18 protein-coding genes are annotated in these 19458 nt (G+C 58.4%); 16 read left to right on the top strand and 2 right to left on the bottom strand.

Translation table 11 applies throughout. The features are described 5' to 3' along the window. Positions 1–16 precede the first annotated feature (16 nt). Positions 17–2365, top strand: coding sequence for a heavy metal translocating P-type ATPase (locus tag FO268_RS03680; protein WP_150989742.1), 2349 nt, complete (start codon positions 17–19; stop codon positions 2363–2365). 24 nt (positions 2366–2389) lie between these two features. After that, positions 2390–2776 (top strand): DUF302 domain-containing protein, encoded by a 387-nt coding sequence (locus FO268_RS03675; RefSeq protein WP_150989739.1) that lies wholly within the window; start codon positions 2390–2392, stop codon positions 2774–2776. 103 nt (positions 2777–2879) lie between these two features. Here the strand turns inward: FO268_RS03675 and FO268_RS03670 are convergent, their stop codons facing one another. Further along, positions 2880–4178, bottom strand: a complete 1299-nt coding sequence (locus tag FO268_RS03670) for an ATP-grasp domain-containing protein (RefSeq protein ID WP_150989736.1) — start codon at positions 4176–4178, stop codon at positions 2880–2882. A gap of 257 nt (positions 4179–4435) precedes the next feature. Between FO268_RS03670 and FO268_RS03665 the strand changes: the two genes are divergently transcribed. The 14 genes from FO268_RS03665 to FO268_RS03600 all read left to right on the top strand — a co-directional run bounded on the left by FO268_RS03665 (position 4436) and on the right by FO268_RS03600 (position 18541). Next, a complete protein-coding gene (locus tag FO268_RS03665; protein WP_150989732.1) occupies positions 4436–5755 on the top strand; it encodes a TolC family protein in 1320 nt (439 codons plus the stop codon). A 5-nt stretch (positions 5756–5760) separates the two neighbouring features. Next, entirely contained in the window at positions 5761–7065 is a 1305-nt protein-coding gene (locus tag FO268_RS03660) for an efflux RND transporter periplasmic adaptor subunit (protein WP_150989729.1), read from the top strand. Beyond that, positions 7062–10184, top strand: coding sequence for an efflux RND transporter permease subunit (locus tag FO268_RS03655; RefSeq protein ID WP_150989725.1), 3123 nt, complete (start codon positions 7062–7064; stop codon positions 10182–10184). The genes FO268_RS03660 and FO268_RS03655 overlap by 4 nt, the downstream gene beginning before the upstream one ends. 95 nt (positions 10185–10279) lie before the next feature. Then, positions 10280–10816: a DUF4175 domain-containing protein gene (locus FO268_RS03650; protein ID WP_225316491.1), complete on the top strand. Its 537-nt coding sequence runs from the start codon at positions 10280–10282 to the stop codon at positions 10814–10816. Between the two features lie 222 nt (positions 10817–11038). After that, complete coding sequence (locus tag FO268_RS03645) at positions 11039–11548, top strand: Na+/H+ antiporter subunit E (RefSeq protein WP_150989723.1); 510 nt, start codon at positions 11039–11041, stop codon at positions 11546–11548. Continuing rightward, positions 11545–11814, top strand: coding sequence for a monovalent cation/H+ antiporter complex subunit F (locus FO268_RS03640; RefSeq protein ID WP_150989720.1), 270 nt, complete (start codon positions 11545–11547; stop codon positions 11812–11814). The genes FO268_RS03645 and FO268_RS03640 overlap by 4 nt, the downstream gene beginning before the upstream one ends. Beyond that, positions 11814–12128: a cation:proton antiporter gene (locus FO268_RS03635; protein WP_150991628.1), complete on the top strand. Its 315-nt coding sequence runs from the start codon at positions 11814–11816 to the stop codon at positions 12126–12128. Before FO268_RS03640 ends, FO268_RS03635 begins: the two co-directional genes overlap by 1 nt. Continuing rightward, positions 12121–12396, top strand: a complete 276-nt coding sequence (locus FO268_RS03630) for a Na(+)/H(+) antiporter subunit B (RefSeq protein ID WP_150989717.1) — start codon at positions 12121–12123, stop codon at positions 12394–12396. Before FO268_RS03635 ends, FO268_RS03630 begins: the two co-directional genes overlap by 8 nt. Then, positions 12393–13091 (top strand): MnhB domain-containing protein, encoded by a 699-nt coding sequence (locus FO268_RS03625; protein ID WP_150989714.1) that lies wholly within the window; start codon positions 12393–12395, stop codon positions 13089–13091. The genes FO268_RS03630 and FO268_RS03625 overlap by 4 nt, the downstream gene beginning before the upstream one ends. After that, positions 13088–13408 carry an NADH-quinone oxidoreductase subunit K gene (locus tag FO268_RS03620; RefSeq protein ID WP_150989711.1) on the top strand — a complete coding sequence of 107 codons (321 nt, stop codon included), beginning with the start codon at positions 13088–13090 and terminating at the stop codon, positions 13406–13408. Before FO268_RS03625 ends, FO268_RS03620 begins: the two co-directional genes overlap by 4 nt. Then, positions 13405–14874: a complex I subunit 5 family protein gene (locus FO268_RS03615; protein ID WP_150989708.1), complete on the top strand. Its 1470-nt coding sequence runs from the start codon at positions 13405–13407 to the stop codon at positions 14872–14874. The genes FO268_RS03620 and FO268_RS03615 overlap by 4 nt, the downstream gene beginning before the upstream one ends. Continuing rightward, a complete protein-coding gene (locus tag FO268_RS03610) occupies positions 14871–16367 on the top strand; it encodes a complex I subunit 5 family protein (protein ID WP_150989705.1) in 1497 nt (498 codons plus the stop codon). The genes FO268_RS03615 and FO268_RS03610 overlap by 4 nt, the downstream gene beginning before the upstream one ends. Beyond that, a complete protein-coding gene (locus tag FO268_RS03605; protein WP_150989702.1) occupies positions 16364–17857 on the top strand; it encodes a complex I subunit 5 family protein in 1494 nt (497 codons plus the stop codon). The genes FO268_RS03610 and FO268_RS03605 overlap by 4 nt, the downstream gene beginning before the upstream one ends. Positions 17858–17953: 96 nt before the next feature. Next, complete coding sequence (locus FO268_RS03600) at positions 17954–18541, top strand: DUF2845 domain-containing protein (RefSeq protein WP_150989699.1); 588 nt, start codon at positions 17954–17956, stop codon at positions 18539–18541. Between the two features lie 18 nt (positions 18542–18559). Here FO268_RS03600 and apbC read toward each other — a convergent pair whose 3' ends face one another. Continuing rightward, positions 18560–19444 (bottom strand): iron-sulfur cluster carrier protein ApbC, encoded by an 885-nt coding sequence (gene apbC, locus FO268_RS03595; RefSeq protein ID WP_150989696.1) that lies wholly within the window; start codon positions 19442–19444, stop codon positions 18560–18562. Positions 19445–19458 lie beyond the last annotated feature (14 nt).

Genomic DNA, 19458 nt, shown 5'->3' with positions numbered 1-19458 from the left:
GAAACTGGAGACCGAAATGTCTGGACACCAACACGGTCATCACAACCACGAGGAATCCGGCGAGCATACTGCCAAGGATCCGGTCTGCGGCATGTCGGTGGATCCGCATACAGCGGAACATCGAAGCCAGCACGAAGGCAAAACCTGGTATTTTTGCTCGTCACATTGCCAGTCCCGGTTTGATGACAGCCCCGAACAGTACCTTGGTGAAGAGCAGAAGCAGCAAGAGCCGGTAGCGCCTGGCACAATATACACGTGCCCCATGCATCCGGAAATCCGCCAGCAGGGACCGGGAGACTGCCCCATCTGCGGTATGGCTCTGGAACCGGAGCAAGTGAGCCTGGATGACGGGCCCTCCGCAGAACTCACGAATATGACCCGCCGATTCTGGATCGGCCTGGTTCTGACCTTGCCAGTACTGGTGCTTGAAATGGGTGGGCACCTCATCGGACTCGACCAGATTGTGGCCCCTCAGACATCCAACTGGATTCAGCTGGTGCTGGCAACACCGGTGGTTCTCTGGTGTGGCTGGCCCTTCTTTGTTCGGGGCTGGAAATCCGTGGTCAGTCGCAACCTGAACATGTTTACGCTGATTGCCATTGGTACCGGTGTGGCACTGATATACAGCCTCGTGGCGACATTGTCGCCTCAGGTCTTCCCGGGTGCTTTCCGACAGGACGATGGTTCGGTTGCCGTGTATTTCGAAGCAGCCGCGGTCATCGTGGTCCTGGTGTTACTGGGTCAGGTACTGGAGTTGCGAGCCCGGGAGAAAACATCTGGCGCCATAAAAGCTCTGCTGGACCTGGCACCCGCGACGGCCAGGAAGCTGGACGACGACGGCAGCGAATCCGATGTGCCGCTGGATCAGGTCAAGGTTGGCGACCGCCTGCGGGTTCGCCCGGGGGATAAGGTGCCGCTGGACGGTGAGTTGCTTGAAGGTAGCTCCAATGTGGATGAATCCATGGTGACCGGCGAGCCCCTGGCGGTCAGCAAGAAATTCGGTGACCAGGTGATCGGTGGCAGCATCAACCAGCAAGGCAGCTTTATCATGCGGGCCGACAAGGTTGGCCGGGATACCATGTTGTCCCAGATCGTGCAGATGGTGGCCAGCGCCCAGCGTAGCCGCGCACCGATCCAGGGCCTGGCAGACAAGGTGGCAGGTTACTTTGTGCCGGCGGTGATCGTGATCGCCATTATTGCCTTTATTGCCTGGGCCTTCTTCGGGCCGACACCGCCCATGGCATTTGGCCTGATTGCTGCCGTGAGCGTGCTGATTATTGCCTGTCCCTGTGCACTGGGTCTGGCAACCCCCATGTCCATTATGGTCGGTGTAGGACGGGGTGCTCAGAGCGGTGTTCTGATCCGCGATGCGGAGGCCCTCGAGCGCATGGAAAAGGTAGATACGGTTGTAGTGGACAAGACCGGCACACTGACCGAAGGCAAACCTCAGGTCACAAAACTGGTCCCGGCCAAAGGGTTCAGCGAGGAAGAGCTGATGCGGCTCACTGGCGGCCTGGAGAAAGGTAGCGAGCACCCGCTGGCCCATGCCATTCTCGACAAAGCCAGTGCCATGGACCTGACACTGCCGGATGCTGAAGGCTTCAATTCCCCGAACGGCAAAGGAGTCACCGGCAAGATCGAGGGGCAGCAGGTACTGATTGGCAACCGGCTGTTGATGGAAGCCGAAGGTGTCGACACCACGGATTTTGAATCTGAGGCCGACCAGCTCCGCAAGGACGGGGCCACTGTTATTTTCGCGGCGGTGGATGGAAAAATTGCCGGCTTACTCGCCATTGCCGACCCGGTGAAGGAAACGACCGAAGCGGCCATTTCAGCCCTGCAGAAAGACGGTATAAGGGTTGTTATGCTGACCGGGGATAACCGCACATCCGCCGAAGCGGTGGCTCGCAAACTGCATATTGATGAAGTGGAAGCGGAAGTGCTGCCGGAAGACAAGGGAAAGATTGTTCAGCGCCTGAAAGACGAAGGCCGTGTTGTGGTTATGGCGGGCGATGGCGTCAACGATGCGCCTGCCCTGGCAACGGCGGACGTCGGTGTGGCCATGGGTACCGGCACCGATGTGGCCATTGAAAGTGCCGGTATTACGTTGTTGCGCGGGGATCTGATGGGTATTGTGGAAGCTCGCCAGTTGTCACTGGCGACGATGCGCAATATCCGGCAGAACCTGTTTTTTGCCTTTGTATACAATTCTGCAGGCGTTCCCATTGCGGCGGGTGTTCTGTACCCGGTCTTCGGCATACTGCTGTCCCCGATTTTCGCAGCGGCCGCCATGTCACTGTCCTCGGTCAGCGTGATTGTGAATGCACTGCGATTGAGGGTGGTCAAACTCGAATCCAGGCAATAAACGTCTGAACCATTGGAGGTAACCATGTCATACACAATCAATCGAATGATCAAGGATGAGGGTTTCGAGGCCGTGGACAAAAGAGCGCGCCAGGCACTTGCCGATCACGGTTTCGGGGTGCTGACGGAAATTGACGTCAAGGCCACCATGAAGAAAAAGCTGGAGAAGGACATGCCGGCGTATCTCATCCTTGGAGCCTGTAACCCTGCTATGGCCTGGGAAGCGATCGGTATCGAACCTCGTGTGGGCGCAATGCTGCCCTGCAACGTCATTCTTCGTGAGGTGTCGGAGGGTGTAGAGATCAGCGCGATAGACCCTGTGGTTTCCATGACCGCCATTGATAATGACGAGCTAAAGCAGGTTGCCGGGAAAGTCAGGGATGTGCTTTCCGAGGTTGTTCGGGCGATCTGATTGACTCAGGGCAGATGCCGGGTGACCAGGTGCAGATCTCAAAAATGAGCGCCATCCGGGATGGACTGAACCGGGGCGTTTACAGCTGGTAGATCGGCCACACTTACAGCTGAAAAATGGGTGCAAATCCCCCGCCGGGTGTCCGGAAATTAGTCGTCTGCCCTTTGTAGATGCGGGCAGCGGTAAGCAGCGTTGTTCCATTGTAGGTGTACAGACGAATATCGACTTTCCCGGTGGTTACGGTGTCGTCGATTCTGAGACCTCGCTCCCCCGGAGGGACGAGGTCCTGCGCAATGTAATCGCCGTCGAGGATGTTCTCGAAAACTCGTCGGGTCAGTTTGTCGCCCCGGTACACACCTTTACTGCCATGGCCTGAAAAGGGCTTGAAGAAGAGCCTGCGGCGATCTCGCCATAGCTCGGCCGCGTCAGCCCTGGAGACCACCCTGGTCTTTGGAACAGCCCTTCCCAGTAGCTCCACGTCCTTCGTATCCAGTCCCCATTCGTGCAACACCTGTGAGTCTGACAACAGAGTCAGGTTCCGTTTGTCGGCCAGCACTGCGTGTGTTCGCGGGTTGGGCGTTACGACGACGGCGCCGTCGAGATAGGCCCGTCTTAACGGCGCATGGTTCGGTGCTTCCAGCGCGAAATCCACCAGCCTGTTGTACACCATGTCAATGCGTTTTCCACCGGCGGTTAGCTCACCATTGGCATACTCGAACTCGGCAGGATCAAGGATCAGGGTATCTATGCCTCGGGCCATAAGGAGTCGCTGGGCCAGTTGGAACTCCGGGAACAGAAACTGACTCTCAGGGGTGTCATCAACGATGGCCAGTCGCTGCGGCATCGATTCCCCGCGCTGCCTTTGCCACTCATGTTTAAACATCTCGAACGCCGCATCATCGAACCTGTCCAGCGCCGGGCTGATTGCGGGCGCGTGTTGAGGTGGCTGGCAACATCGGCTTTGAGCCCGGGCGAGCACAGCGTTAAGAAAAGCACCGCCGGCATTGGTGTTGATCTCGATCAGTCGAGGGCCTTCGGGCCCCAGATGAAAGTCATAGCCCATAAATGCCCCGACAGGGCCGGGATCGAACTGTGCGATGTCTGGAGCCCAGGACAGGACCTGTGTCTGGTAAGACGGAAGTTTGCTCGCTTTCTCGATAGCCCGGACGACTCCCTCCATCGTCAAAATATCACTCTCGGGGACAAAAACGGCGGTGTCCGAGAAGAAATGATCAAGCTCCGGAATCGCTATCGCCGGGGAACCAATGTCAGCGTTCGAAAATTGATCCCGAAGATTTGAGTTGAGGGCGTCCTGATCAAGGGTAATGCAGTAACAATGGCGATTGAGTAGAGCCGCATTGGTACTGGCTGTTTGCTGGTTATTTCTGGTTTCGTCGTGCATACGGGCATCACCCTCACGTATTGGACAAGTTCATCATGGTCACTATTAGAACACTATAAATAAACAGCCGTTATTAAAGTTCCTGAAATGACTTCTGGTCCCAGGTTAATATCCAAAAAACTAATTGTTGATATTTGTCAGTTATATTAATGACTTGAGGTGGATCAAAATAGACGTGTTTTATTGTAAATTTCAGTTTTGTTTCAGGCTGGAAACATAAGATCTCCTTTCAGAATAATTTCAGTGGAGATTCCAAGTTGTCCATCCCCCCTCGCATTATTAAGCCGGCAATTTTCTTTGTTCTGGTTTTAACCAGTCTGCCCGGTTGGGCAAATTCAGAACTTCAACTGACGAATGTAGTTACCACTGCCATCGAGAACGATCCCTGGCTTCGCCAGAGCGCCCGGACGCAGGAGGCGTTGATGGAAGAGTCCTACGCAGATGGAGCGCTCCCTGATCCCCGGGTAACCATCGGCGCCGCGAATCTGCCCACGGATACTTTCGACACCGGGCAGGAAGGCATGACTCAGGCCACCATTGGACTCTCCCAGCGCATTCCCCGTGGTGACAGTCGTCACCTGGCCAGTGAAAAAAAGACCCGGCTGGCTGACGTGCAGCCATTCCGCCGGGAAAATCGGCGCGAGCAGGTAACAGAGCGGGTAACTCACCTCTGGATTGAGCTCTGGCGATCGCAGGAGAGTATCCGGTTGATAGAGGACAAACGGGGGCTCTTCGAACAGTTGTCCGATGTTGCTGAAGCGGGCTACACCTCGGCAACCATGGGCTCGAGGCAACAGGATATTATTCGCGCTTCGCTGGAGCTGACCCGGCTTGAGGACCGGCTGGCAGCCCTGAACACACAACTGGCGTCCAACCGTGAATCGTTGGGCGAGTGGATTGGGGCGGAGGCGGCCCAGTTACCGGTGACCGGACAGATCCCGCCAGAGCTATTGACCGGGCTTCCGGACAGGTGGCCGGAAACAGATTCAGATGGGTTGATCCGCCACCCCTCGATTCGGGCGACTGATCAGTTGATCGATGCCCAGGCGATTGATGTTGACCTGGCGCGCCAGGCCTACAAACCAGAGTGGTCTGTTTTTGCGCAGTATGGCTATCGGGACAGGGCACCGAACGGACAGGACCGCGCCGACCTGTTTTCTGTAGGCATTGGTTTTGATCTCCCGATTTTTACCGGCAACCGACAGGACCGGAAACTGCGTTCCTCAACAGCTCGCCTGGAAGCGGCCAGATCCGAGCGGGTACTGCAGATGCGGGAGCTTCAGGCCAGGGCCCACGCCGCAATGGCACGGATTGAGCAGCTTGATGACCGGGTCAGGCTATACCGTCAGACCCTGTTGCCGCAGATGGAAGAGCAGGCCAGCGCCGCCCTGACAGCTTACGACAATGACGATGGCGATTTCGCAGAAGCCGTGCGTGCGCGCATTGACGAACTCAATGCTCAGGTTGAGTTGACACAGATACTTGCCGAGCGTGCCAAAGGCCTTGCGAGCTTTCGTTATCTGACCGCGAATTCCGCCGAAGAGCCCTCTTTTAAACTGCCTAACTATCAGGACTAACGACCATGGCCAATCTGATTCGCCCATTGGGTTTTGTGTTATTGGGTGGTGTTGCCGGGGCGGCGGCTGCCTACTGGCTGGCCCCCGACGCCGGAATGAACCATGCCCCCGAAACTGCTACCACTGAGAGCAAGGAACCTTTGTATTGGGTGGCGCCCATGGACCCCGATTTCAAACGTGATAAACCTGGCAAGTCGCCCATGGGGATGGACCTGGTTCCGGTCTATGAGGAGGGCGGTTCCGGGGAGGACTCGCCAGGCACGGTCCGGATCTCACCGACCGTGGTCAACAACCTGGGCGTGCGCACGGCACCCGTGATCCAGGGGCGGTTGCCAAGCACCGTCAGAACCGTGGGTTATGTGCAGTACAACGAGGATGAGATGACCCACGTGCATCCGCGTGTTGAAGGGTGGATTGAAGCCCTTTACGTCAAAGCGGAGGGCGAAACCGTCGAGAAAGGAAAGCCCCTTTACACCCTCTATTCGCCAACACTGGTTAACGCCCAGGAAGAGCTTATCCTGGCACTCAACCGGACCAACCAGCGCCTTATCAACGCCGCTGAAGAACGTCTCAGGGCCCTGAATGTTCCTGCAACGGTGATCCGGCAGCTGAAAGACGCCCGTAAAGTTCAGCGAACAATGACTGTCCATGCCCGGGCCTCGGGCGTTATCGATAACCTGAACGTACGGGAGGGGATGTTCATCAAGCCCGGCGACCGGGTTTTGTCGATTGCGTCACTGGATGAGGTGTGGGTGATCGGAGAAGTCTTTGAGAGCCAGCTTTCGGCGCTCGAGGCAGGAAATAAGGTGGTGATGACTCTGGATTACATGCCCGGGCGCCAATGGACGGGGCGCGTGGATTATGTCTATCCGGAGATCAACCCGAAAACCCGGACGGCGCGGGTCAGAATGCGCTTTGACAATAGCGATGGCGCCCTGTTGCGAGGCATGTTCGCCGGGCTGGAGGTCCAGGGCGAGCGCAGGGAGCGGCGCATGCTTGTGCCTCGCGAATCCATCATCCGCACCGGGCAGAGCGATCGCCTGGTACTGGCGCTGGAGGAGGGCGCCTTCAAATCCGTCAATGTCAGCGTAGGGCGTATTGGCGACCCGTATGCGGAAATTCTCGAGGGTGCCAAACCGGGCGACATTGTAGTGACCTCCGCCCAGTTCCTGATTGATTCCGAATCCAGCAAAACGTCGGATTTTCAACGGATGTCCCCGGCGCATACGGAGTCGAAGGCAGAGCCGGAGGCTAGGAATCACGAGGGGATGGATCATAGCACCATGAATCATGGCGGAGACGAGTCATGATTTCAGCCATCATCTACTGGTCTGTTCGTAACCGCTTCCTTGTGCTGCTGGCAACTTTGCTTATCACCGGGCTTGGTCTCTACTCTTTGAAGAACACGCCAGTGGACGCACTTCCGGATCTCTCCGATGTTCAGGTCATCATCAAAACCAGCTTCCCGGGGCAGGCTCCGCAGGTGGTGGAAGACCAGGTGACCTACCCGATGACAACGGCCATGCTCTCGGTGCCGGGCGCGAAAACGGTCAGGGGCTACTCGTTCTTCGGTGACTCCTACGTATATGTGATTTTCGATGAAGACACCGATATGTATTGGGCCCGCTCACGGGTGCTGGAGTACCTCTCCCAGGTGGCGCCCAGTCTGCCAGACTCGGCCCGGCCCCAGCTTGGGCCCGACGCCACCGGAGTGGGCTGGGTTTATCTATATGCCCTGGTTGACCGCACCGGGAACCACGACTTAAGCGAGCTGCGCAGCCTGCAGGACTGGTTCCTGAAATACGAACTGCAAACGGTACCCGGGGTATCTGAGGTGGCCGCGCTGGGCGGTATGGTGAAGCAATATCAGGTCAAGGTCAGCCCGGAAAAACTCCGGGCCCTGGGCATACCCCTGGCTCACATTCAGAACGCCATCAAACGGGGTAACCAGGAAGTGGGGGCGTCCGTCATTGAGATGGCAGAAGCGGAATACATGGTCCGCACGTCCGGCTATATCCAGTCCCGTGATGACCTGTTATCGATCCCGCTGGGTCTCGACGATAACGGTACCCCCATACTTCTGAAAGATGTGGCCAGCGTTGAAGTCGGCCCCCAGATGCGCCGCGGTGTTGCCGAACTGAACGGGGAAGGTGAGGCTGTCGGCGGCGTCGTGGTGATGCGCTTCGGTGAAAACGCCCAGGCAACGATTAATGGCGTGAAGGCCAAGCTCGAGGACCTGAAATCCAGCCTGCCCGAAGGTGTGGAAGTGGTGACGGTTTATGATCGCTCTGGTCTGATCGAGCGGGCTGTCAATAACCTTGGATTCAAACTGCTTGAAGAGTTCCTGGTCGTCGGTCTGGTGTGCATCGTCTTCCTGTTCCACGTGCGCTCGTCGCTGGTGGCGATTCTCAGCCTTCCCGTGGGCATTCTGGCGGCCTTTATCGTCATGCACTGGCAGGGCATCAATGCCAACATCATGTCACTCGGGGGGATTGCCATCGCCATCGGCGCCATGATCGACGGCGCCATCGTGATGATCGAGAACATGCACAAGCACATGGAGCGGACACCGCTCACGCCTGAGAACCGTTGGGAGGTCGTCGCAAGGTCAGCCTCGGAGGTAGGGCCGGCGCTGTTTTTCTCGCTCCTGATCATTACCGTCAGTTTTGTGCCGGTGTTTGCCCTGGAGGCGCAGGAAGGGCGGATGTTTGCGCCCCTGGCCTTCACCAAAACCTACGCCATGGCGGCGAGTGCAGCTCTCGCAGTGACGCTGGTTCCGGTGCTTATGGGCTATTTCATTCGCGGCAAGGTGCTGCCGGAACACAAGAATCCCGTAAACCGCCTGCTGGTCGGTGCCTATATGCCGGCCCTGAAGCTGGTGCTCCGGTTTCCCAAAATGACGGTTCTGGCTGCACTGCTGATCCTGGTTATCGGTTTGTGGCCAGCTACCAAAATCGGCAGTGAGTTCATCCCTCCGCTGGATGAGGGCGACCTGATGTACATGCCCACCACCTACCCGGGCATCTCCATTGGTAAGGCACGGGAGCTGTTGCAGCAGACGGATAAGCTGATTGCGACCCTGCCCGAGGTCGAAACCGTGTTTGGCAAAGTAGGACGGGCGGATACCGCGACCGATCCGGCGCCGTTAACCATGATCGAGACGTTTATCCAGCTCAAGCCCAGGGATGAATGGCGGGAAGGCATGACGACCGAAAAGCTGAAGCAGGAGCTCAATACCCTGATTCGTTTCCCGGGGGTAACCAATGCCTGGGTGATGCCGACTATCACCCGTATCGACATGCTGGCAACAGGCATCAAGACACCCGTTGGCATCAAAGTGGCGGGACCCGACCTTGCCATTATTCAGGACATTGGCAAACGTCTTGAGGAAATCATGGTGGACATACCTGGCACAGCATCCGTCTATTCTGAACGGGTCGCCGGTGGACGCTACATCAAGGTGGATATTGATCGCGAGCGCGCCGCCCGATATGGGCTGAATATCGCGGATGTACAGCAGGTGGTGGCCTCGGCGATTGGTGGTATCAACGTGTCGAGGACGATCGAAGGTCTTGAGCGTTACCCGATCAATCTTCGGTATCCGGAGGATTACCGGGATTCGCCCGAAAAGCTGGAGCAACTTCCCATCGTAACCGCGTCGGGGCAGCGAATTGCGCTGGCGGATGTGGCCGATATCCGGGTCGAGGACGGACCGCCTGCCATCAAGAGCGAGAACGCGCGCCTGAATGGATGGACCTTCGTGGATATTGACGGGGTTGATGTAGGCACCTACGTGGAGCAGGCCATGGCTACCGTGAGCGATGAGCTGGATTTGCCCGCAGGCTACTCCGTTAGCTGGTCTGGTCAGTATGAATACATGCTGCGTGCCAAGGAAAAGCTGGCCTATGTGGTGCCGCTGACCCTGGTCATTATTGTCATCCTGCTGTTCCTGAACTTCCGGCGTTTCGGGGAAGTCGCGATCATCATGGGCACGCTGCCATTTGCGGTGATCGGCGCTATCTGGTTGATGTATCTGCTGGACTACAACTTCTCGGTGGCCGTCGGTGTCGGTTTCATTGCCCTGGCCGGCGTGGCCGTGGAGATTGGTGTCATCATGCTGGTGTATCTGAACCAGTCCTTCCACCAGATGATGGAAACCTGTGAAGAGAAGGGAGTGACCCCCAGGCGCGAAACCCTTCGCCATGCGGTATTGCATGGTGCCGGATTGCGGGTTCGACCAGTGATGATGACGGCGGCAGCCATCATCGGTGGACTGGTACCTATCATGATTGGTACCGGCACAGGGTCCGAGGTTATGGGGCGTATTGCAGCGCCCATGGTCGGCGGTATGATCAGCGCCGTGATTCTCGCGCTGCTTGTTATTCCTGTGCTGTTCTATCTGTGGAAGCAGAGGTGTGTCGTGGCCTGAGCCCTGTTTTCATGATTCAGGTCAACATGTGTTGAGTTGGCCTCCCTGTAAGCTCGAATTTCAGCCTGGATTCAGTTTCATGGTCTTTACTGAGTATGAAACAGTCCGATGCAGGTATTAAGGAGGATCTCATGAACAGATTTAGCCGTTTGGTCGCGTGTTCAATTCTCGTGGCAGCGCCCGCTATAGTGTTTGCACAGGGGAGCTCCCAGCAAATGCCCCGTGGTGGCATGATGAACCCGGAACAGATGCAGCAAATGCATGAAAATATGTCGCAAATGCAGACCATGATGCAGGAAATGCGAAGCGCAACATCAGAGACTGAGCGCCAACGCATCCGGGAAAAACACATGGAAGCCATGCAGGAACATATGGGCATGATGCGCGGCGGCATGATGGGCCAGGGCCAAGGTATGATGGGTCAAGGTCACGGAATGATGGGCGATGGCAAGCAAGGTCAGGGCATGAATAACCAGCAATCCGGGAAAAAGCCGGGGAAAAATCAGCAGGGCGGTGCTGGTGGCATGAACTCTGAACAGCGTCTGGAAATGATGGAAAACCGCATGAACCAGATGCAGTTGATGATGGAGCAAATGTTGGAGCATCAGGCCCGCAGCCAGGGCTCACGCTAACGCCGCAAATGGGGCAGGTTGGTCAGGATAATACCCTGACCAACCGCCAGTGTAATTTACCCGGACTGTTTATTCGGTTTCACGCGTTTTAATGGTTCCGCACGGGTGCTGGGGTCTGCTGCATAGCCGGGGAGTGGATTCGTATTAGCTGTTGATGTGGTAGTCTTTTCAGTGTGGGTGGGAGTTCAGGGCAGATTTCACAGGTCAACGCACGGAGTACCGATGAGCGCAGTCACAACGATTTCTGCACGGATTGGGCTGCTTCTGCTGGTGTGGTGGGCCCTTACGGAAGGGGATTCCTCCGGAATCGGATTTGGTCTGGTGGTCACCGCACTGGCCACGGTTATTTCTTTGCGTCTTTTCCCACCGGCTAAAGTACGGATTCGCCCGTTTCCATTCCTGCTCTTCATGCTTTTCTTCATTGGTCGATCCGTGGTGGCCGGGATCGACGTTTCCCGCCGCTTGTTGTCGCCATCCTTGCCGGTCAACCCAGGCTATCTCACGTTTTATCTCAGCTTGCCCGAAGGCGGCCCGCGCTGGCTGCTGGCCAATACCCTGTCGCTGATGCCCGGTACGCTGAGCGTCAGCCTTGATGGGGAGCGGCTGGACTTGCATTGCCTGGATACCCGGGAACCGGTTGAGGCAGATGTGAGGCTCGTCGAGCAGAAAGTGGCGCAGGTGTTTGGCCTGTCGCCGAACAACCATTTCAGGCAGGAAGGGAGCCAGCAATGACGCTGGTGTTTAACGCCGTAGCGGCTTTTCTGCTGCTGACCTTGCTGGTGGCGTTGGAGCGGATATGGCTGGGCCCCACGGCGTCAGACCGCATGCTGGCGTCACAGCTTTTCGGCACCACAGGTGTTGCATTGCTGCTGGTTCTTGCCGAAGCCCAGGCTGCCCCGTCGCTGAGGGATGTGGCGCTTGTTCTGGCATTGCTATCGGTACTGGCCATTGTGGGTTTTGTAACGCGAGTGGTACGGATAGACCGGAGGGAATCGTGATGCAGTTGGTTCAGTTTCTTCAGGTATTGCTGCTGGCCGCAGGCTGCGTGTTCTTCGCCATAGGTACCCTGGGATTGTTCCGTTTTTCAGAAACCCTCACGCGGATTCACGCCCTTACCAAGGTCGACAACCTTGGGCTGGGGTTTATCGTATTGGCTCTGCTGCTGGGGGTAGCGTCACTGGCTGTGGCCATGAAAGTGATCCTGATCTGGGTGGTGGCGCTGGCGGCCAGCGCTACGTCCGCCCACCTGATTGCCCGGGCTGTCCGGTCGCAGGACCGGGCCGGCACGCGAGGGAGCGAGCGCAATGACTGAGTGGCTGCTGGATGGCTTGCTGGTGGTTGCACTGCTGGTAACAGCAGCGGCGGCATTGCTGTCCCGCGACCTGTTCCGGGCAGTCGTGGTATTCATAGCCTTTGGTCTGTTGATGGCGGTCGCCTGGGTGCGCTTGCAGGCGCCGGATATTGCCCTGGCGGAAGCGGCTATCGGTGCCGGGCTTACCGGGGTGCTGTTATTGGATGCCGTCAGCCACCTGGGCAGGGCTCGTCCCCGAGGGCAGGATAAGGGAGGCAACGGGCAATGATCCGGACTTTGAAAACTCTTGCTATGGTTGCAGCCTGTGTGTCGTTTTCAGGAATTCTTGCGCTCAGTATATGGACGATCGCCGGACAACCGGCCCCGGTGAACCTGCCACAACTGCTGTCGGAAAACATGGCGCGCAGTGGAGTGGAGCACCCGGTCACGGCGGTGCTACTGAATTTCCGCAGTTACGACACCCTGCTCGAGATCGGCGTTCTGGTGATCGCCGGCATTGCCGGCATATCCATGGCAAAAACGGCATCGCTGGAGGATCCGGAACTGCGCACCTCGGACTCACTGCTTTACGGCTTGCAGCGCTGGTTCGTCCCACTGATGCTGATGTTGGCGGGGTATCTGTTGTGGGCCGGCGCGCACCGGCCCGGGGGCGCGTTTCAGGCCGGTGCCGTACTGGCTGCTACGGGGGTGCTGATGCGCCTCGGGGGTGTTCCCATGGATTTTCTTCGCCCCGGGTTGCTGTTACGCCTGGGCCTGGTGCTGGGTTTTACGGTGTTTCTGCTGGTAGCAGTGGCGAGCGTTATCGGCGGTGATGCCTTTCTGGCGTATCCACCGGAGTTGACCAAACCCCTGATCCTGATTATCGAATCGGTTCTGACCCTGTCCATAGCCATGGTGTTGCTGGCGTTGTTTGTCTCCGCCCCGGTCAATGATGCCGAGGACCCCGAAGAGGGTTCGTCATGACGGCTCCGCTGTTGTATGCCCTCGCAGGCGCCATTTTATGCGGTATCGGTCTGTTCGGGCTGTTGTGGCTGTCACATCTGCTCCGCAAATTGGTGGCGTTCAATATTATGGGGTCTGGCGTGTTTCTGGTGCTGGTGGGCTTGCCCCAGCACCAGGGCGGGCAGGACCCGGTACCTCAGGCCCTGGTGCTTACCGGTATTGTGGTGGCTATTGCCGCCACGGCCCTGGCCGTGGTGTTGATACGGCGTTATTACCATCTGTCTGGATTGACCAGTCTGACGGGCGAGCCTGCCTCCCGGGAGGGTGCTCCGGAATGACCCTTTGGTTGATGGCCGGATTGTTGTTTACTCCTCTGGCATGGGCCGTGCTGACACTGCTGACGGATTTTGCCTGGGGCCGGGTGGTGACATGGGGCGGAATCGTGGTTCAGGTTCTGGTGTCGCTGGGTCTTTGGCTGGCGGTGTCCCGGGACGGGGGTTTCTATTATGGCCTGGGTGGCTGGGAAGCACCGCTTGGCATCGAGCTTCGGGTTGACGGGCTTGCTGTCACCTTCGTGTTACTTACCGCTGTTGTTGCCAGTGCCTGCGGTTTCCATGCCGGAGTCTATATTGATCCGGACAAACCCTGGCACCGCTATTTCTGGCCCCTGTTCTGGTTTCTCTGGTCCGGGCTTAACGCGGTCTGGCTCGGTGGCGATCTCTTCAATCTCTATGTCGGGCTGGAGCTGATCAGTCTCTCTGCTGTGGGCCTGGTGGCCCTGGGTGGCAAAGCCGCGGCGTTGCGGGCGTCCCTGAGATACCTGTTGGCGGCACTGTTGGGATCGCTGGCTTACCTGCTTGGCGTGGCATTGATATACGGGCAATTCGGCACCCTGTCCATTGCGGGGGTCGTGTTCTGGCTGGAGGACCATCCCGTGCCGGCCGGTTCCGGACTCGCGCTCGCTTTGATGGTCACAGGCCTGGCGTTGAAAACCGCACTTTTTCCGCTCCATCGCTGGCTGCCCCCGGCGCATGGAATTGCCCAATCGCCGGTCAGCGCATTGTTGTCGGCGTTGGTGGTCAAAGCCTCCTTTTATATCGCGGCCAGGCTGTGGCTGGAACTTGGCGAGCCGCTTGGTAACCTGGCTGCGGCGCAGTTGGTGGGCCTGCTGGGCAGCGCGGCTGTGGTCTGGGGCAGTTGGCTGGCCCTTCGTCAGTCAGCGCTGAAACAGGTGGTGGCCTATTCATCCGTGGCGCAGATTGGTTATCTGTTCCTGTTGTTTCCGCTGACGTATTCAGTGTCGGAGTCGGTGTCACAGCAGGCTCAGCAAGGCATTACCCTCCAGGTCATCAGCCATGCCCTGGCAAAAGCGGCCATGTTCCTTGCTGCCGGTAATCTGATTCTGTCCACCGGAAGTAATCGCGTGGACGCACTGACCGGCGTGAGCCGTTTCCTCCCATTCTCTCTGTTCTCCTTTGGCCTGGCCGGAGTCTCGTTGATGAGCCTGCCGCCATCCGGTGGGTTTGCGGCCAAATGGCTGCTACTTCAGGCCAGCCTGGGTAGCGGCCAATGGTGGTGGGTGCTGGTGCTGTTGACGGGTGGCCTGCTCTCGGCGGCGTACGTGTTCCGGATCTACCGCGCGTCTTTTCTGGAAAACTCTGAGACGGATGAGTTCTACCACCCGTCCAGGAGCCTGGAAGTAATACCGATGGTCCTGGCGTTGATGGCGATCGGGCTTGGCATGGTATCTGAGGAGGTGCTCTCGGTGATGGCGCTGCCGTTTGAAGAAGAGGGCTCGCCATGACGTTGAACGCATGGATACCGGTCTTTGCGCTGATGACATCACTGGTCGCAGCGCTGGTGATTTTTCTTCTACCCGAAAAGGGCTACCGCCTGCGGACAACGGTGAACCTGGGCGCTGCTCTGGTAAAGCTGGGGCTGGTAGTGGTGATGGTCTGGGGCGTGTTTCGCGGGGTGGATTATGGTCTGAGCTTTACCATGGTTCCTGGCGTGACGTTTGTGCTGAAAGCCGATGCCCTGTCGATGATGTTTGCGGGGCTATCGGCGGTGCTCTGGTTGCTGACGACAATCTATGCCGTGGGCTACCTGGAGGACTCGCCCAATCGCAGCCGGTTCTTCGGTTTTTTCAGCCTGTGCGTCGCCAGCACTATGGGTATTGCCCTGGCGGGAAACCTGTTCACTTTTTTCCTGTTCTACGAAATGCTGACCCTGTCGACCTATCCGCTGGTGGTTCACCGGGGTACTGAAAAGGCCTTGAGGGCGGGGCGGACCTATCTGATCTATACGCTTTCCGGAGGAGCCGTCCTGTTGCTGGCGATTGCCTGGCTGCACGGCGTGGCGGGGGATCTGCCATTCCGTGAAGGTGGTCATTTCATAGATGCCGATCCTGAGATTCACCGTTCGCTGATCCTGATCTTTATATTGCTTGTAGCCGGGCTGGGGGTAAAAGCAGCGCTGTTCCCCCTCCATGGTTGGCTGCCCCAGGCGATGGTGGCGCCGGCCCCGGTCAGTGCGCTTCTGCATGCCGTGGCGGTGGTAAAAGCCGGTGCCTTCGGGATCGTACGGGTGGTGTATGACATCTATGGTGTGGAGGCTTCGTCGGCGTTGGGGGTTCTGGAGCCGCTGGCCTGGCTGGCCGCCTTCACCATTCTTTACGCGTCGGTTCGGGCACTGTCGCAGGTTGATCTCAAACGCCGGCTGGCGTTTTCTACCATAAGCCAGGTGTCATACATCATTCTCGGGGTTTCCCTGTTCGGGCCAGTCGCAGCCGCAGGCGGATTGGTTCATCTGCTACACCAGGGGCTGATGAAGATCACTCTGTTTTTCTGTGCAGGCAACTATGCAGAAACGCTGGGCATTCACCGCATTGATGAAATGGACGGCGTGGGGAGACGTATGCCCGGCACATCGCTGGCGTTTACCATCGGCGCGTTTGGCATGATTGGCGCGCCGCCATTGGCCGGTTTTATTACCAAGTGGGTTCTGGGCAGTGGAGCACTGGCTGCCGGCATGGATTGGGTGATAGCAGTGCTGGTGTTAAGCAGCTTGCTCAATGCGGCCTATTTCCTGCCCATACTGCACCGCTTATGGTTCCGTGAGCCGCAAGCCAGTTGGCCTGAAGAGCGGTTCTGGGGCCGGCTGGAAACCAGCGCCTGGCTGTTCTGGCCGCCGTTGCTGACGGCAGTGATGACCGTCATGGTCGGGGTATTGGCTTCGCTACCCTTTAGCCCGCTGTCGTGGGCCGAGCTGATTGTGCTGCGGGAGTACTCGCCATGATCGCTTTCGAGTCGGTTCTGGTTCTGCTGGCGGTGGGCTTGCCGTTACTGTATCCAATACTGGCCCTGCGTGCGGGATGGGCCAGGGTGCTGCGTTACTCAATGCCCGTTCTCCCGTTGCCAGCACTGGTCCTGGCGCTTGCCACCGAGCCCGGCTGGCAGCTGGAGCTCCCGTGGTTGCTCAACGGCGGACTCTGGGCAATGGATGAGTTGCGCCGGCTGTTCCTGCTACTGACTGCGGTACTCTGGGCTGTAGCGGGCATTTACGCGGTGGGTTACCTGGGCGCCCATTATCTGCAGCGGTTCTGTGTGTTCTGGGGGCTGACTCTGGCGGGGAATATCGGGCTGACGGTTGCCGTGGATGCTGGCAGCTTCTACAGCTTCTTCGCATTGATGACCTTTGCCGGCTATGGCCTGGTGGTGCATGAGGGAACGGCAGAGGCAAGCCATGCCGGGCGGGTGTATCTGGTGATGGCAGTGTTGGGGGAGATGGCGATTCTGGCGGGATTGCTGCTGGCCTCCGCAGCTGCCGATAGCCAGATGCTTTCGGATTTGCCGCCCGCGATTGCCGAGTCGCCACGTCGGGACCTGATGATGGCCCTGCTGGTAGCGGGGTTCGGAGTCAAAGCCGGCCTGCCTCTGCTGCATTTCTGGCTACCGCTGGCTCACCCGGTCGCGCCCACGCCCGCCAGTGCCGTGCTCAGTGGCGCGATGATCAAGGCCGGCTTGCTGGGATGGCTGGTTACCCTGCCATTTGGTGATATTGCCTTGCAGGGCTGGGGAACACTGATGCTTGGGGCTGGAGCCGTGGGGTCGATCGGTGCCGCTGTGCTGGGCGTATGCCAGCAGCGGCCAAAGGCGGTATTGGCCTATTCCAGTATCAGCCAGATGGGGTTGATGGTGCTGATGGTGGGTGCTGCGATGGCGGATTCCGAACGTGCGCCGGTGTTGTTTTCGGTAATTGCCCTGTACGCCCTCCATCATGGCCTGGCCAAGGGCAGTCTGTTTCTGTCGGCGGGCATGTCGCTTCCCGCCGGCAGAATTCGCAGGGCAGCAGTCTGGTTATTGATCGCCTTGCCGGGTTTGTCCCTGGCCGGATTACCGTTCACCAGTGGCGCGCTGGCCAAGCTGGCGATGAAAGAAGGCTTGGCGGAAGACAAGCTGGACTTTGCCCTCGGCGGTTACCTGTCGCCGCTGATGACCGCCGGGGCCGTGGCTACACTGCTGTTGGTGTTGCGCTACTTCTGGACACTTTCAGGAACGCTGCAGACGGGCCGGAACCCGCCGATGTTGGCGGCAGGATGGTTGATGGCGATTGGTGTGAGCCTAATGGCCTTCTGGTGGATGCCCTGGGAGGTAGAAGGGCTGGTCAAGTCCCCGCTCTGGTTACCGGCACCGTATCAGTTATGGGCACTGATATGGCCAATGCTGCTGGCGGTTGCGCTGGCGGGGCTGACCCTGTGGGCGACCCGGGTAGTCAGACACCGATAGCTGGCGTTTACGTGATCTTTACGATTTACCGGTGCCTATCGTGTTTTTCTCGTTCTAGTATTGGGAAATCAGAAGTGCACAACCGGGAGAAACGTCATGCGCTTGCGGTTATCGATCAGATTGTTGTGGGTGGTATTAGTCCCGGGCCTGATACTCTTGCCCGGCACCGCTAATGCTGCCTTTCGTTGTGGTTCCTCGCTGGTGGACGTCGGCGACTGGCCAGTGGAAGTGGAAGAGCGCTGCGGAGCGCCGGATTACGTCGCCACTTACCCCACGGCCACAGTCCCCGGCATCGGCGTTGTGGGCGAGGTAGAGCACTGGTATTACAACCCTGGCCCCCAGGGGTTCATCCGCCGCCTTGAATTTCGTGACGGCAAGCTGCGCAGAGAGCACAGCCTGGGCTATGGCTTTGCCGGAGACAGTGCCGGTGATTGCTCCCCGGCCCGGCTGCAGAGTGGGGTCAGTGAGTTCGAGATGGTGTCCTATTGCGGCGAACCGGTTTCCAGGCGGGTCACCTGGGAAGTCGTTGGCCGCGGAGCAAAGGTTTCCGGGCATTATCGGCCGGAGACTCTGGTGCCTGTGGAAGAATGGATGTATGAAACCGGCAAGACCCAGTTTCGCCGGATCGTCAAATTGCGCAATGGCCGTATCACTCAGGTTGAAACCGCGAAGAAGCCCCGATAGTGCCTCGGGCTTCCCCCTCTACTCCATGATGATTTCCGGCATGTCTTGCCCGGAGGCATTTTCCCGGGGGGCATTGGAGAGAGCTTCAACCTCCCGGGTAATCCTCGTCGCGATCTCCAGATAGGCGTTTGCCAGCGTGCCATCGGGTTCGCTTGTCATGATCGGCTGGCCTGAATCAGAACCGGTGCGGATCCGGATATCCAGCGGCAATTCCCCAAGCAGTTCGGTGCCGGCTTCCTCCGCCATTCTTCTCGCACCGCCTTCGCCGAAAATGTGTTCTTCGTGGCCGCATGCGGTGCAGATGTGAGTGCTCATGTTTTCGATAATGCCGAGCACCGGAATGTTTACCTTCTCGAACATACGCAACCCCTTGCGGGCATCCAGCAGCGCGATGTCCTGGGGGGTGGTTACAATCACCGCGCCGGAAACCGGCATGCGTTGGGCCATGGTCAGGTGGATGTCGCCGGTGCCCGGTGGCATGTCCACGATCAGATAGTCCAGGTTGTCCCAACGCGTCTCGTACACCAACCGGGTCAGGGCCTGGGTGATCATCGGGCCACGCCAGATGATGGGGGACTCGTCATCCACCAGAAAGCCGATGGACATGGTCTGGATGCCGTGGCCGATCATGGGTTCCAGGATTTTTCCGTCGGGGCTGTCAGGCATGCCTTTCAACCCAAGCATGCGGGGCTGGCTGGGGCCATAAAGGTCGGCATCCAGAACGCCCACCCGGGCGCCGCTGCGGGCTAGCGCAAGGGCAAGGTTGGTGGTGGTTGTGGACTTGCCGACACCGCCTTTCCCGGAAGCCACTGCTATCAGGTGTTTTACGCCGGGAACCGTTTTCTGTTCCGGCCCCTCGCGCTTCTGTTGATGGGCTGGCAGATAGGAAACTGGGCTGGCCATGGCAATACCTCCGG

Origin of the sequence: Marinobacter denitrificans, assembly GCF_008795955.1 — a bacterium.
GTDB classification, from domain to species: domain Bacteria; phylum Pseudomonadota; class Gammaproteobacteria; order Pseudomonadales; family Oleiphilaceae; genus Marinobacter; species Marinobacter denitrificans.
The sequence above is the reverse complement of the archived record's forward strand: the minus strand, read 5'-3'. Positions and strand labels throughout refer to the sequence as shown.

Bases quoted from the DNA above. Each gene is read 5' to 3' on its own strand.
- FO268_RS03615 (WP_150989708.1), top strand. From the start codon at position 13,405: ATGACCCTTTGGTTGATGGCCGGATTGTTGTTTACTCCTCTGGCATGG.
- FO268_RS03625 (WP_150989714.1), top strand. From the start codon at position 12,393: ATGATCCGGACTTTGAAAACTCTTGCTATGGTTGCAGCCTGTGTGTCG.
- apbC (WP_150989696.1), bottom strand. From the start codon at position 19,444: ATGGCCAGCCCAGTTTCCTATCTGCCAGCCCATCAACAGAAGCGCGAG.
- FO268_RS03635 (WP_150991628.1), top strand. From the start codon at position 11,814: ATGCAGTTGGTTCAGTTTCTTCAGGTATTGCTGCTGGCCGCAGGCTGC.
- FO268_RS03650 (WP_225316491.1), top strand. From the start codon at position 10,280: ATGAAACAGTCCGATGCAGGTATTAAGGAGGATCTCATGAACAGATTT.
- FO268_RS03645 (WP_150989723.1), top strand. From the start codon at position 11,039: ATGAGCGCAGTCACAACGATTTCTGCACGGATTGGGCTGCTTCTGCTG.
- FO268_RS03670 (WP_150989736.1), bottom strand. From the start codon at position 4,178: ATGCACGACGAAACCAGAAATAACCAGCAAACAGCCAGTACCAATGCG.
- FO268_RS03605 (WP_150989702.1), top strand. From the start codon at position 16,364: ATGATCGCTTTCGAGTCGGTTCTGGTTCTGCTGGCGGTGGGCTTGCCG.
- FO268_RS03610 (WP_150989705.1), top strand. From the start codon at position 14,871: ATGACGTTGAACGCATGGATACCGGTCTTTGCGCTGATGACATCACTG.
- FO268_RS03680 (WP_150989742.1), top strand. From the start codon at position 17: ATGTCTGGACACCAACACGGTCATCACAACCACGAGGAATCCGGCGAG.
- FO268_RS03620 (WP_150989711.1), top strand. From the start codon at position 13,088: ATGACGGCTCCGCTGTTGTATGCCCTCGCAGGCGCCATTTTATGCGGT.
- FO268_RS03655 (WP_150989725.1), top strand. From the start codon at position 7,062: ATGATTTCAGCCATCATCTACTGGTCTGTTCGTAACCGCTTCCTTGTG.
- FO268_RS03600 (WP_150989699.1), top strand. From the start codon at position 17,954: ATGCGCTTGCGGTTATCGATCAGATTGTTGTGGGTGGTATTAGTCCCG.
- FO268_RS03640 (WP_150989720.1), top strand. From the start codon at position 11,545: ATGACGCTGGTGTTTAACGCCGTAGCGGCTTTTCTGCTGCTGACCTTG.
- FO268_RS03630 (WP_150989717.1), top strand. From the start codon at position 12,121: ATGACTGAGTGGCTGCTGGATGGCTTGCTGGTGGTTGCACTGCTGGTA.
- FO268_RS03660 (WP_150989729.1), top strand. From the start codon at position 5,761: ATGGCCAATCTGATTCGCCCATTGGGTTTTGTGTTATTGGGTGGTGTT.
- FO268_RS03675 (WP_150989739.1), top strand. From the start codon at position 2,390: ATGTCATACACAATCAATCGAATGATCAAGGATGAGGGTTTCGAGGCC.